Origin of the sequence: Methylobacterium tardum, assembly GCF_023546765.1 — a bacterium.
Lineage (GTDB): Bacteria > Pseudomonadota > Alphaproteobacteria > Rhizobiales > Beijerinckiaceae > Methylobacterium > Methylobacterium tardum.
In genome coordinates this window covers 4,140,422-4,153,986 of record NZ_CP097484.1, presented here as the reverse complement: position 1 = coordinate 4,153,986, position 13,565 = coordinate 4,140,422, and the positions used below count along the sequence as shown (strand labels likewise).

Sequence of the window (13,565 nt, the reverse complement as noted above, 5' to 3'; positions counted from 1 at the left end):
GATGGCGAAGTTTCACTTCGCCGAAGACTACGAGCAGTTCGTCCGCCAGCTGATGCGCGACTTGCCTCTCGACGAGGCCATGAGCCGGGCCGTCGGCGGCGACTATGATCGCATCGGCGCGGTTGAGTGCGAGATCCTGAAGCATTTCGGATTGAAGGACGGGGATTCGGTCGCCGATTTCGGGCGCGGGTCCGGCCGCCTGGCGGTCAATCTCGCGAAAGAAACCCGGATCACTTATCTGGGTCTCGACGTCGTTCAGGATCTGCTGAACTACGCGAAAACCAAATGTCCGAACAGCTATCGTTTCGTGAAGAACAACCAGCTATCTCTGCCCGTTGCAGACGACAGCGTCGATCTGTTTGCGGCCTTCAGCATCTTCACGCATCTGCTGCACACCGAGTGCTACATCTATCTTGAGGAGATGTATCGCGCGCTGCGTCCGGGCGGGCGCGTCGTTGCGTCCTTTCTCGAATTCAGCACCCCCTCGCATTGGGGCATCTTCACGACGACCGTGGGCGAGCAACGCACCAGTTCGGTGCCTCACCTCAACACGTTCATTGAGCGGAGCGTCTGGGAGATCTGGGCCGGTCATCTCGGGTTCGAAATCGCGCAGTTCGTCGACGGGCCCGCCGCCCCTTGGCCGTCGGGCACCATGCTCGGTCAGTCCGTCGTGGTCCTCAGCAAACCGCCGGTGCGCTGACACGGTGCGGGCGGGTCCCCATCGGACCAGCCTTCGCGTCGATGGCCTTCGTCGCGGAACTCCGGCGGGACCGTGAGGCCGTGCTCTGACGCGCCGGTTTCACGCGATCGTCATCACGGACGGTGACAAGCCTTCATCGTAGTTCCTTCGGGCTATCAGACAGTCTTCCGCGGCGCCCTCGACTTGCTAAAGTCGCGCCGATAGCGACGCCATCGACCGGACCTGCCCGTGAGCCAAGCCCTCAACCCTGCGGCAGCACCGGCAGTCGGTCTCCCCAACGCACCGGTCGTGCGCAAGCCCGGCGCCGTCCGGCACGGTCCCGGGCCGGCGCTGATGCTCGGCGCGCTGGGTGTGGTCTACGGCGACATCGGCACGAGCCCGCTCTACGCGTTCAAGGAGGCGGTGAAGGCGGCGACGGCCGGCGGCGCGTCGGTGCCGGCGGCGGCCACGGGTGCGGTGTCGCTGATCCTGTGGTCGCTGATCCTGATCGTGTCGCTGAAATACGCGGTTCTGATCCTGCGCGCCGACAACCGCGGCGAGGGCGGCATCGTCGCCATGCTGGCGCTGCTGGGCGCGCGGCAGGCGCGGCCGGGGACGTGGAAGGCGCTGCTTCTGGTGGTCGGGCTCGTGGGCGCGGCTTTGCTCTACGGCGACGGGGCGATCACGCCGGCGATCTCGGTGCTGTCGGCGATCGAGGGCCTGAAGGTCGACGCGCCGGCGCTCGGGCCGTTCGTGGTGCCGATCACGCTGGTGATCCTGGTCGGGCTGTTCCTGGTCCAGCACAAGGGCGTGGCCGCCATCGGCCGGGTGTTCGGGCCCGTCATGCTGGTCTGGTTCGTCGTGCTGGTCCTGCTCGCGGTCCCGAGCATCCTTCGAGCCCCGGAGATCCTGGCGGCGGCCAATCCCTGGCGGGCCCTGGACTTCCTGATCCATGCGGGCTGGCACGTCAGCTTCCTGATGCTCGGCGCGGCCTTCCTGGCGGTGACCGGCGGCGAGGCGATGTACGCCGACCTCGGCCATTTCGGCGCCCCGGCCATCCGCGCCGCGTGGTTCGTCCTCGTCCTGCCCGCCCTGCTGATTCATTATTGCGGCCAGGGAGCCCTCATCCTCGCGAATCACGAGGCGATCGAGAACCCGTTCTACCTGCTGGCTCCGGACTGGGCGCATTATCCCCTGGTCGGTCTCGCCACGATGGCGACGGTCATCGCCTCGCAGGCGGTGATCTCGGGCGTCTATTCGCTGACCCAGCAATCCATCCAGCTCGGCTTCCTCCCGGCGATGCGCGTCGTGCACACCGACCGGGACGAGCGCGGGCAGATCTACGTGCCCGGGGTGAACTGGATGCTCGCCGTCGCGACGCTCACCGCCGTCGTGGTGTTCGGGTCGTCCGACGCGCTGGCCGGCGCCTACGGGATCGCGGTTTCGGCGCTGATGGGCATCACCACGCTGCTGGCGGCCCTGATCGCGCTTCGGTGGGGCTACAATCTGATCCTGGTCGTCGCGGTGAACGGCTTCTTCCTCGCCATCGACAGCGTCTTCTTCGCCGCCAACAGCGTGAAGCTCCTGGAAGGCGGCTGGTTTCCGCTGCTGCTGGCGGGCGCGGTCGCATTCCTGATGCTGACCTGGATGAAGGGCAACCACGTCCTTGAATCCGTCCGCCAGACCATGCGCATGTCCGAGGCGACCTTCCTCGCCCGCCTGGCCTCGCACCCACCGGTGACGCTGCCGGGAACCGCAGCCTTCCTGACGGCCGCCACGGAGGGCATCCCGATGGCGCTCGGCCGCCTGCTGGAGCGCAGCCGCTGCCTGCACGAGCGGCTCCTCCTGATCACCGTGATCTACGAGGAGGAGCCGGTCATTCCCGCTACCGAGCGGGCGGAGGTGACGCTCGTGGCCCAGGGCATCCGCAAGGCCATTTCCAAGTACACGCCCGGCATGGAGCGCGTGGTCCTGCACTACGGCTTCATGCAGACCGCCTCGATTCCCGAGGGCCTGCAATGCGCCGTGGCGAGCGGCCTGCTGCCGCCGGAATATCTGGAGGACATGACCTACTTCGTCGGCCACGAGGTGGTGATCCCGTCGCCGACCCATCCCGGCATGGCGCCCTGGCGGGAGGGCCTGTTCGCCTTCATGAAGCGCAACGCCGAGCGGACCGGCGCCCATTTCGGTCTGCCAACCCGGCAGATCGTGGAGGTGGGGACCGAGATCGAGATCTGACCGGCCGCGGCGCGCGAGCCGCGCATCGGAGGCCGAAGCCGGCCGGCATGCGCATTGAAAACGGCCGCGTTCGCAAGCATATCGCCACCGCGTTTTTCCCCACAGCGGAGGCATCACCCGTGAGCGAGACGATCGAGCGGCACGAGTTCGGGGCGGAGGTTGGCCGGCTCCTCGACCTCGTCGTGCACGCGCTCTACTCCGACCGCGAGATCTTCCTGCGCGAGCTCGTCGCCAACGCTGCCGACGCCATGGATCGGCGCCGGTTCGAGGCGCTGACCTCAGCGGCGAGCGCCCTGCCGCCGGACGCCAAGGTCCGCATCGCGCCCGACAAGGAGGCGCGCACCCTGACCGTCTCCGATGCCGGTATCGGCATGACCAAGGAGGATCTCGCCACCAATCTCGGCACCATCGCGCGCTCCGGCACGCGGGCCTTCTCGCAGACGCTGGAATCCGCCAAGGCCGAGGACCGGCCGAGCCTGATCGGCCAGTTCGGCGTCGGCTTCTACTCGGCCTTCATGGTCGCCGACCGGGTCACCGTCACGTCGCGCCGCGCCGGCAGCGACGAGGCCTGGACCTGGGCCTCGCAGGGGCAGGGCAGCTACACGCTGGAGCCGGCCACGCGTGCCGAGCCCGGCACCGACATCGTCCTGCACCTCAAGGAGGATGCCGACGAGTACCTCGAGCCCTACCGCCTCGACCATCTCGTGCGGAAGTGGGCCGACTTCATCACCGTGCCGATCGCCGTCGTGCGCGACGGGAAGGACGAGTCGGCTAACCAGGGCACCGCGCTCTGGCGCAAGCCGAAATCGGAGGTCACCGAGGAGCAGTACGAGGAATTCTACCGCTCCATCGGCATGAACTTCGACAAGCCCTGGGCGACGCTGCACTGGCGCGCCGAGGGACAACTCGAATTCTCGGCGCTGCTGTTCGTGCCGGGCTCGAAGCCGTTCCAGGCCCTCGACAACGAGCGGCAGAGCAAGGTCCGTCTGCACGTGCGGCGGATGTTCATCACCGACGAGGCCGAGTTGCTGCCGCCGTGGCTGCGTTTCGTCCAGGGCGTCGCCGACACCGAGGACCTGCCGCTCAACGTCTCCCGCGAGATGCTCCAATCGACGCCGGCCCTGGCGCGGATCCGCCGCGCCGTGACCGGCCGGGTCGTGTCCGAGCTGACGACGCGCGCCAAGGACGCGGAGAGCTACACGGCGTTCTGGGAGAATTTCGGCGCGGTCCTCAAGGAGGGCATCTACGAGGATTTCGAGCGCCGGGGCGAGATCGCGCCGCTCCTGCGCTTCCGGTCCTCGGCGGTCGAGGGCTGGACCTCGCTGCCCGACTACATGTCCCGAATGAAGGACGGGCAGGAGGCGATCTACTATCTCGTCGCCGACGATGCCGAGGCGCTGAAATCGTCGCCCCAGCTCGAGGGCTTCAAGGCCCGCGGCCTCGAAGTTCTACTCCTCTCCGACCACGTCGATGCCTTCTGGCCGGACCAGCTCGGCACGTTCGAGGAGAAGCCGCTGCGCTCGATCACCAAGGGCGGTCTCGACCTGTCGAAGTTCGCCCTCGACGGTGAGCAGCCCGAAGCGCCGGAGGGCATCGACGCCTTCGTGGCCGCCGTGAAGACGGCGCTCGGCGCCGAAGTCTCCGATGTGCGCACCACCGACCGGCTGGTCGATTCGGCTGTGGTGCTCTCGGCCGGCACCGGTGGCCCCGACCTCCAGATGCAGCGCCTCATGCGCCGCGCCGGACGGGCCGGCGGAGGCCAGCCGGTGCTGGAGATCAATCCGCGTCACCCGCTGATTCGGGCGCTCGCCGCCTCGCCCGAATCCGAGGTGCCGCAGGCTGCCGGCACGCTCCTCGACCTCGCCCGGATCCAGGACGGCGACAGCCCCCGCGACCCGGCCGCGTTCGCGCGGACGGTGGCGGCGGCCCTGGCCGCGGCGCGCGGCGCGTAAAACTACGGAGAGACGCGCCCCGCGTCGCCGTGAGGCTGCGCGCGGCGTGTGTCTCCACACACATTCGAGCCCGACATTTGCGGGTTCGGTTGATCATTCGGAAATGGTCAAGCCATAACTTCGCCACCGGTCGGGATCATTGCCCGGCCGATGGCGCGGGCGCGGTGGGGGCCGCAGGCGTCTGAGCCGATCCCTCTCGCGCGCGCTTCACATGCGCCTCACGGACGCTGCATGAACCCGGTCGAGGCTGAAGCCGGCAACGGACAGGCGGTCGCGGCAGCGCGGACTCGGGCCCACGCCCGGGCTTACCGCCACAGCGACCGCGTGCGCACGATGCGCCGCCTGATCCCCGTGGCGGCCGGTGGCTCGGTGGCGCTGTTGCTCGCCTACCTGTTCAATCCGTTCGCCGCCAAGCTCCCGGGCGTGTCGGTCGGCCCGGTGACGCTGGCGGGCTCGAAGGTCCGCATGGAGAACCCGCGGCTCTCGGGATTCCGCCAGGGCACGCGCGGCTACGAGGTGACGGCGGATGCCGCCCTGCAGGATGTGCGCAAGCCCAGCCAGATCGAGTTGCAGCAGATGCGCGGCCACATCGCCACCGACGACCAAGGCGGCGTCGCCCGGCTCTCGGCGGCCTCGGGCCTGTTCGACACCGCCCGCGAAGCCCTCGACCTGAAGGACGACATCCGGATCTGGACCGACAAGGGCGAGGAGGCGCGCCTGCGCTCGGCCGCCGTGACGTTCAAGACCGGGGCGATCAGCTCGCAGGAGCCCGTCACCGTGTCGAGCCCGCGGGCCACGGTGAACGCCGACACCCTCGACGTCGCCGAGAGCGGCAAGCGGATCTCCTTCGTGGGCAACGTCCACGTGGTCATCGTCAACGAGGATCAGGCCGAGAAGCCGCCTGCCCGCATCCTGACCTCGGATGCCGAGGCCGGGGGCGTCGGCCGATGAGGGCCGCTCGCCGCCTCTGCGCCGCCCTGACGGCCGGGCTGCTCCTGGCCGGTCCCGCGCTGGCCGAGAAGCCCGCGGCGCGCAAGGATCTCGCCCTTCGGCAATATCGGCGGCAGCGGCAAGGATCCGATCAAGATCGACGCCGACCGGCTCGACGTGTTCGACCGGGAGAACAAGGCGGTTTTCGCCGGCAACGTCGTGGCCGTGCAGGGCGACAGCACCATCCGGTGCTCGACCATGACGGTCACCTACAAGCGCGGCAAGGACGCGCCCGCCAAAGGCGCCAAGGCCGAGCCGAAGGACGAGGGCGCCGAGGCGGCGCCCCGCAACCCCGCCGAGAACGGCATCCAGAAGGTCGATTGCGCCGGCCCGGTGACGGTCGTGCAGAAGGATCAGGTCGCCACCGGCGACCACGCGGTGTTTGACCAGGATGCCAAGCGGATCGTGCTCACCGGCAACGTGGTGCTGAGCCAGTGCCAGAACGTCACCCGCGGGCAGCGGCTGGTCTACGACATGAATACCGGCCGGGCCAACATGGATCCGGTGGCGGGCGGCCGGGTCTCGGCCCTGTTCGTCCCCGGCGAGAAGACGGACGCCAAGGACGGCAAGGCGAAGGGCTGCACGCAGCCGCCGCCCAAGCCGAAGGCGCAGGTCGATTGAGCGGCGCCGTGGCATTTCAGGCTGGCCCGCAGGATGCGCCGGGCCATACGGGCTGGCTCGGCCGGCTGTTCGGCCGGCGCGCGCGGCCGCCGGAGGCTGCCGGGTCCGACGGCTGGTCCGCGGCCGAGGAGGGCGGTCTCGGCATCCTCAGCGTGCGCGGCCTGCGCAAGAGCTACGGGGCCCGCACGGTCGTGCACGAGGCTGGGCTGACGGTCCGCACCGGCGAGGCCGTGGGGCTGCTCGGGCCGAACGGCGCCGGCAAGACCACGATCTTCTACATGATCACCGGGCTGGTGGCGGCCGACCGCGGCCATATCACCCTCGATGGCCTGCCGATCACGCACCTGCCCATGTACCAGCGGGCGCGGCTCGGGATCGGCTACCTGCCGCAGGAGGCCTCGATCTTCCGGGGGCTGAGCGTCGAGGACAACATCCGCGCGGTGCTGGAGGTGGTCGAGCCCGACCGCAAGGCCCGCGCTCACAAGCTGGATTCCCTGCTGGAGGAGTTCGACATCGCGCGCCTGCGCAAGTCGCCCTCGATCGCCCTCTCGGGCGGCGAGCGGCGGCGCTGCGAGATCGCGCGGGCGCTCGCCTCCTCGCCGACCTTCATGCTCCTCGACGAGCCCTTCGCGGGCATCGACCCAATCGCGGTGGGCGACATCCAGGATCTGGTGAAGCACCTGAAGCAGCGCGGCATCGGCGTGCTGATCACTGACCACAACGTCCGCGAAACGCTGGGCCTGATCGACCGCGCCTACATCGCCCATTCCGGCCGCATCCTCACCGAGGGTACGCCGGAGGAGATCGTGGCGAACCCCGAGGCGCGGCGGCTGTATCTGGGTGAGGATTTCCGGCTCTAGGCCGTTCATCGTCCGCGCGCAGCGACGCGATCCAGAGCCCCCACGACAGTCGATGGCGTGCGACCCTGAGCCGCTCCGCTGCGCGCGCGAGAACGGGCGAGCCCGACGGCCTCACCCCTTCCAGTTCTTCAGCGCCGCGAACGGACTGTCCGAGCCCGCGGGCTTCTCGGGGTTCAGCACCGGCTCCACCTGGGCGATCGCGTCCGCCATCGAGAAGGCTGAGCCGCTCTGAAGCCGGCCACCAGCCGCGTCCCGGTGGCCGCCGCCGCGGAACAGACGGGCGCCGTCGAGCGCCGTGCCGTCATTGGAGCGGAACGACAGGTTCCCCATCCGCTGGACGTTGACGACGCGCTTCGCCCGGCCCGCATCCATGATCAGGTCCGAGACCCGCTGGAATGTGCCCGAGTCGAGGGCGAAGGACAGGAGCGTGCCGTCCTTCAGCGGCCGGAACAGGGCGTCCGAGCGGGCGAGCGCCCGGGCAAGCCGCATCCGCGTGGTGAGCGCCGGATCGTCGTCCGGCGCGTCGCGCAGCAGGGCGTCGACCACGTCGCCTCGGATGGCGACTGCGCGCCGTTCCAGCTCCGCCGCCACCGCGCCGTCCCGCAGCGCCGCAGCGGCGCCGAGCAGGATGTCGGACACGAACCGGTCGTGCCAGGGATGCCCGACCGGCACGAAGCTCGACACCACATCCCAGAACAGCTCGTCCAGCGCCAGGCCGCCCCGGAAGGCGGGGCTCTCCTTGCGCCAGAGGTCGAGGGCGTCGACCGCGGCGAGCAGGCTCGACAGGTCGGTCTCGGGCTCGTGGCTGGCGAACAGGGCGCGATGATCGAAGGTCATCCGCGTGGCGCAGAGATCCTCCTCGATCAGCACGGCGATCCCGGGATCGCCGAGATCGATCCGGTTCAGGCCGGGCCGCTCCGGATCCGCGGCCGGCTCCAGCCCGAGGCGGCGCAACTGGTCGAGAGACGAGGCGTGGTGGTCGAGAACCACGAGGCGGTGCGTCCGGCCCTCGTCGCGGCGGCGGTTCATCGCGGCGAACTTCTTCAGCCCGGCGATGGTCTGCTCCTCCAGGCCGAGGTCGGTCATCAGGAGGATCTCGCTCTCGGCGGCGCGGCCGAGGCGCTTGATCTCGTCCTCGAAGACCGGGCCGACATCGCTGTAGCGCGGCACGTGGACGACGCGCTCGACCGTCGCGCAGGCGGCGGCCACCGTGGAGGCACCGTAGCCGTCGAGGTCGTGGTGGGTGATCTGGGTCAGGCGCACGCGGAGCGGTCTCGGAGGATGAGGGAGGAGGGCGGTCTACGACGTCGGGCGCCGGGAGGCGAGGGGCGGCGGGCTCTTCCCGTCGCCCGCAATCGGTGCAGAATGCGGGCGGGACGTCACGAGTCGAGCAACGGCCGGTCGGACCCGGAGCACCCCAACGGTGCCCGTCATCCCGGGAGGAGAAATCGATGGCCCTGGCCGCAACGCCGCGCGTGAGGCGCATCCAGACGATCTCACTCGCCCTCCTCGTGACCGCGGGCGTCGTCAACTACGTCGACCGCGCCACCCTGGCGGTGGCCAACCCGCTGATCCGGGAGGATCTCGGCCTCTCCATCCCCGACATGGGCCTGCTGCTCTCGGCGTTCCTCTGGGCCTACGCCTTCGCCCAGCTTCCGGCCGGTGCGCTGGCCGACCGGCTCGGGCCGCGGCTGACGCTCACCCTCGGCCTGTCCTGCTGGTCCCTCGGCCAGATGCTGGGCGGCGCCGTGACGTCGTTCTGGCAGTTCGTGAGTGCGCGCATCGTCCTCGGCATCGGCGAGGCGCCGCATTTTCCCACCTGCGCCCGCGTCTCCCGCGACTGGTTCAACATCCGCCAGCGCGGCACCGCCACGGGCATCTGGAACTGCGCCTCCTCCCTCGGCACCTTCCTGGCCCTGCCGCTGCTCACATTCCTGATGGTGAGCTTCGGCTGGCGCGCGATGTTCGTGATCATGGGCGCGGCCGGGCTGGTGCTCGCCGCCATCGTCTACCTCGTGTTCCGCAACCCGCGCGAGACCGATCTGACCCCGGCGGAGCGCGCCTTCCTGGAAGAGGGCGACGCGCCGAATGCCAGCCGGCCGGTGACCTGGAGTGCGTGGCGGCGGCTATTCGGCTTCCGCACCAGCTGGGGCATGATCGTCGGCTATTTCGGCTGCATCTACATGACGTGGCTCTACACCGCGTGGCTGCCGAGCTACCTGGAGATCGAGCGGCACTTCACCCTGCAGAAGACCGGCCTCATCGGCTCGATCCCCTTCGCCTTCGGGGTGATGGGCGGCATCCTGGGCGGCCGGGTCGTGGACATGCTGGTCCGGCGCGGCGTCGATCCGATCCGCAGCCGCAAGATCCCGATGGTCGCCTCCCTGGTGGCGACCGCGGGTTTCACCGTGGTGGCGGCCCTGACGCCGAGCGACACGCTGGCCATCGCGTGCATCTCGGCCTCACTGTTCCTGGTCTATCTGAGCTCGTCCTCCGCCTGGGCGATGGCCTCCGTGGCGGCGCCTGCCAATTGCACGGCCTCGCTCGGCGCGATGCAGAATTTCGGCGGCTATATCGGCGGCGCCCTGGCCCCGACTGTGACCGGCTTCATCGTCGGCGGGACGGGGCATTTCTCGATGGCGTTCATCACGGGCGCGGTGATCGCGCTGATCGCGGCCCTCGGCTACTGGACGCTGATCCAGGATCCGATCGTCGACGAGGTCCCGGCGGGCCCGCTCGTGGACGGCCTGCACGCGGCCGGATGAGCTGCGGCACGGGGAGTGAGGTGTCCCTCTCCGTCATCACGAGCACAGCGAAGTGACCCAGGGCGGCGCGACTTCTCAGATCGTGGCGCCGGCTGGATTACCTCGCTCCGCTCGCAAAGACGGCGGGGCCGAGATCATCATCCGAACCCGCGACGACGGAGGCGTTTCCGATTGCGCCTTCGCGCGGACCGCTCGATCCTTTCATCTAGCGCCACATCGCAAACCCCCGACCCCGTCATTCCGGGTCGCCGCAGGCGAACCCGGAATCCAGAGCCGCCGACGCGCCAGGATCCTGTACTGATAGCGGATCTGGATCGCCCGCCTCCGGCGTGCCCCTCCGGGTCCGGGCTCTGCTGCGCGGCCCGGGTCTGACGGCGCGGCTCACCGTTCGCCGAACATCTGCGCGAAGACGGATCTTCCAGATAGCGTCGCCCCGGTCCCGCACGGGAGCGGGGCCGGTTGCGGCCGTTCGAATCGGGCGCAACTGTTTGGACGTACCTCGTGAGTCGAAATCAGCGGATACGGCCATGCCGGCGCAGTTGGCTGGCCCGATAACCGCGAAGGTCAATCGTTCGGTCAGATTTCCGCATTCAAAAATGTAAAAAACCGAGCGATTGCCTTGCGGGACCGGGCAGAATTATGGTTGCTTGGCTGATGTCTGCCATCGGGATGACGTTCGAACAGATCAAGACTGAATCGATACCCCCTGGACTCTGCGGACGGGTCCGATGGCCGGCGTGAGCCACGATCCCTGGATCCGCCTGCAGGACGACCTCGAGGCCCGTTTCCGGGAGGATCTCGAGGAGGCGGTGATCGACGCCGCACGCTGGCCCGACCTGATCGACCGGGCCTCGCGGGCGTCCGGCAGCGAAGGCGCCCTGCTCCTGCGTTCGGACCGCACCGCGCTCGATGCGCTCTGCACGCCGTCCCTGGCGGATGCCTCGCGCCGCTACTTCGATGAGGGCTGGCACCGCGAAGACCACCGGCTGCGCGGCATTCCGCTGATGCGCCAGCGCGGCATCGCGGTCGATCAGGACTTCACCTCGCCCGAGGAATTCGCGCGGCTTCCGTTCTACCAGGACCTGCTCGCCTCCCGTGGCCTGCGCTGGTTTGCGGGGATCGGGTTCGAGGTGAAGGGCCAGCTCTGGTGCCTGTCGCTGCAGCGGACGATCGCGCAGGGGCCCTACGAGCCGCACGAGCAGACGCGCCTGGCTGCCCTGTCGCCCCTTCTCCGGCGAGCCGGCCTGCTCACCGCGATGGTCGAGAAGGCCCGGCTGGCCGGGATGAATCAGGCCTTCGACGTCATCGAGCGCGCGGCGCTGATCCTCGATTCCACGGGACGCGCGGTGTGCTGGAACGCCGCCTTCGGCGCGCTGCTCGGCCGCGACCTGAAGCTCGCGGGCGGACGCCTCACCGCCGCGGAGCCCGAGGCCGCCCGGCAATTGGAGGCGTTAGGACGCCCGGCCGGCCGGCCGCCGATCTCCGCCGTGGTCGTGGCCCGCGAGGACGCGTCGCCGGTCGTGATCCACGTCGTCCCGCTCGTCGGGCCCAGCCGCGGACTGTTCGCGGGCGGATGCACCTTGCTCCTGGGAAGCGTCCCCGAGGCCGCGCCGGTGCCGACCTCGGCCATCCTTCAGGCCGCCTACCGGCTCACGCCTGCGGAGGCGCGTCTGGCGCAGGCCGTCTCCGGCGGCGCTTCGCTGGCGGAAGCGGCGGCCCGCTTCGCAATCACGGCCGCGACTGCCCGCTCGCAGCTGAAGGCGATCTTCGCCAAGACCGGCGCGACGCGTCAGTCGGACCTCGTCCGGCTGATCGCCGGTCTCGCGCGCTGACCAGCCGCCGCGCCGGGCCGTCCGGCCCGGATGGCGGAACGGGTCAGCTCGCGGCACCGTTTGACAGGGGACGACAGAACGAACCTCAACGACTGGAGACCCTCTGATGACGAATCGTATCGCGCTCGCCTCCGCCCTGGCCATCGGCGCCCTTCTCGCCGGTGCGCCGGCCGAGGCGAAGGGCTGCCTCAAAGGTGCGGTGGTGGGCGGCGTCGCCGGTCACGTGGCCGGCCACGGCAAGATGGGGGCGGCCGCGGGCTGCGCCATCGGGCACCACAACGCCAACAAGAAGGCCAAGCAGGGCTGAGCCGATCCGCACCTGAAACAGACCGGGTTCTGCGCGTGCGGGACCCGGATCGACCCCGCGACCGCTCCGAAGCCGGGCCCTGATCCAGGGTCCGGCTTCTCTGGGTTTGCGGACCAAGTCGGTCGCGCCGCATTCGCCCGATCCCGTGCAGATGACCGCGCGCCGACCCTGTTCGGAATGGCCTGCGGAAAGCCACCGATCGCAAGCCTCAGCCAAGCCTCAACGTTGACCGCTCTTTATACCTGTTCTAATTAAGAACTGTGCAGGGCGCGCCGCGAACTTGGTCGCGCCACCGCGATTCACGATGGAGAGACCCGATGGCCGGTACCGCGAACGCCGCTTGCGAGAGCTGCCGCTTCTTCGACGATCACAAGCTCAACGGCGCCAGCGCGCAGGGCGACGAGGGTCTCTGCCGGTTCAATCCGCCGGTCAGCCAGCCCGCCCCGGAGTCCAAGGGCCTCTGGCCGGTGGTCGCGTCCAAGGATTGGTGCGGCCACTTCACCGCAGAGATGTCGGCGGCCGAGTAAGCGGCCTCTCCGGAGCGCCCGACGGGTGCGGTGCCCGGCGCCGCCCCGCGCATCATCGCACGGCGCCCCGCTTGCGCCGCGCCTCTGACGACAGGGCTGCACGCGCGGGGCCGTTGCCGGCCTCGCCATCGCCCGCTTATTCTGCCGTCGTGACAGACGAAATACGCCCGGCCACCGAGGACGATCTGACGGCTATCACGGCGATCTACGGGAACGCCGTCAGCACCAGCACGGCCAGCTTCGAGACGGAGCCGCCGAGCCTCGATGAGATGACGCGGCGCTTCACAATCCTGCGCGCGGGCGGCTTCCCTTATCTGGTGGCCGTGCGGGACGGTTCCGTCGCCGGCTATGCCTATGCCGGCCCCTACCATCAACGCGCCGCCTACCGCTCGACGGTCGAGGACTCGATCTACGTCGCGCAGGCGTGCCGCGGCGGCGGGATCGGCCGCCGCCTGCTCGCGGCCCTGATCACGGAATGCGAACGGATCGACTTCCGGACGATGGTCGCCGTCATCGCCGAGAGCGGCTCTCCCGCTTCCGTCGCGCTGCATGCCGGGCTCGGCTTCACCCCGGTCGGGACCTTGTCCGGGGTCGGCTACAAGCACGGGCGCTGGCTCGACGTCACCCTGATGCAGCGCCCGCTCGCCGCCGCCCGGACGGCGCCGCCGACCCGCGTCTGAACCCGGATCCGCGCCGCACGGGAGCAGGTCTGCATCTTCAGCCCTAAGCTGCGTTGTCATGATGCGGACAACTTCGCGCGGGACAGGGCGGGCAGGAAGCGCGTGCCGCCCGGG

11 protein-coding genes and 1 pseudogene are annotated in these 13,565 nt (G+C 69.6%); 11 read left to right on the top strand and 1 reads right to left on the bottom strand.

Translation table 11 applies throughout. The features are described from left to right. Position 1 precedes the first annotated feature (1 nt). The 6 genes and pseudogenes from M6G65_RS19815 to lptB all read left to right on the top strand — a co-directional run bounded on the left by M6G65_RS19815 (position 2) and on the right by lptB (position 7,340). Positions 2 to 700, top strand: coding sequence for a class I SAM-dependent methyltransferase (locus tag M6G65_RS19815; protein ID WP_250102759.1), 699 nt, complete (start codon positions 2 to 4; stop codon positions 698 to 700). Between the two features lie 228 nt (positions 701 to 928). Then, complete coding sequence (locus M6G65_RS19810) at positions 929 to 2,917, top strand: potassium transporter Kup (protein WP_379009574.1); 1,989 nt, start codon at positions 929 to 931, stop codon at positions 2,915 to 2,917. 119 nt (positions 2,918 to 3,036) lie between these two features. Beyond that, positions 3,037 to 4,869 (top strand): molecular chaperone HtpG, encoded by a 1,833-nt coding sequence (gene htpG / locus M6G65_RS19805; protein ID WP_250102758.1) that lies wholly within the window; start codon positions 3,037 to 3,039, stop codon positions 4,867 to 4,869. Positions 4,870 to 5,100: 231 nt separating this feature from the next. Continuing rightward, positions 5,101 to 5,820 (top strand): LPS export ABC transporter periplasmic protein LptC, encoded by a 720-nt coding sequence (lptC, locus tag M6G65_RS19800; RefSeq protein WP_250102757.1) that lies wholly within the window; start codon positions 5,101 to 5,103, stop codon positions 5,818 to 5,820. Further along, positions 5,817 to 6,480 (top strand): annotated as a pseudogene (locus M6G65_RS19795) (LptA/OstA family protein). Before lptC ends, M6G65_RS19795 begins: the two are co-directional and overlap by 4 nt. Positions 6,481 to 6,488: 8 nt before the next feature. Next, positions 6,489 to 7,340, top strand: a complete 852-nt coding sequence (lptB, locus tag M6G65_RS19790) for an LPS export ABC transporter ATP-binding protein (RefSeq protein ID WP_373323730.1) — start codon at positions 6,489 to 6,491, stop codon at positions 7,338 to 7,340. 111 nt (positions 7,341 to 7,451) lie between these two features. On the opposite strand, the gene M6G65_RS19785 is transcribed toward lptB, so the two are convergent. Beyond that, on the bottom strand, positions 7,452 to 8,603 hold the full coding sequence (locus M6G65_RS19785) for a dimethylmenaquinone methyltransferase (RefSeq protein ID WP_238196035.1): 1,152 nt from the start codon (positions 8,601 to 8,603) through the stop codon (positions 7,452 to 7,454). Between the two features lie 188 nt (positions 8,604 to 8,791). On the opposite strand from M6G65_RS19785, the gene M6G65_RS19780 reads away from it, so the two are divergent. The 5 genes from M6G65_RS19780 (at position 8,792) to M6G65_RS19760 (ending at position 13,451) form a co-directional block, all read left to right on the top strand. After that, a complete protein-coding gene (locus tag M6G65_RS19780) occupies positions 8,792 to 10,105 on the top strand; it encodes an MFS transporter (protein ID WP_238196036.1) in 1,314 nt (437 codons plus the stop codon). A 728-nt stretch (positions 10,106 to 10,833) separates the two neighbouring features. Continuing rightward, positions 10,834 to 11,937 carry a helix-turn-helix transcriptional regulator gene (locus M6G65_RS19775; protein WP_238196037.1) on the top strand — a complete coding sequence of 368 codons (1,104 nt, stop codon included), beginning with the start codon at positions 10,834 to 10,836 and terminating at the stop codon, positions 11,935 to 11,937. Between the two features lie 106 nt (positions 11,938 to 12,043). Beyond that, positions 12,044 to 12,244 carry a hypothetical protein gene (locus M6G65_RS19770; RefSeq protein WP_192707978.1) on the top strand — a complete coding sequence of 67 codons (201 nt, stop codon included), beginning with the start codon at positions 12,044 to 12,046 and terminating at the stop codon, positions 12,242 to 12,244. Positions 12,245 to 12,561: 317 nt separating this feature from the next. Further along, positions 12,562 to 12,771: a hypothetical protein gene (locus M6G65_RS19765; protein WP_192707979.1), complete on the top strand. Its 210-nt coding sequence runs from the start codon at positions 12,562 to 12,564 to the stop codon at positions 12,769 to 12,771. 149 nt (positions 12,772 to 12,920) lie between these two features. Beyond that, positions 12,921 to 13,451 carry a GNAT family N-acetyltransferase gene (locus tag M6G65_RS19760; protein WP_238196038.1) on the top strand — a complete coding sequence of 177 codons (531 nt, stop codon included), beginning with the start codon at positions 12,921 to 12,923 and terminating at the stop codon, positions 13,449 to 13,451. The last annotated feature ends 114 nt before the right edge of the window (positions 13,452 to 13,565 follow it).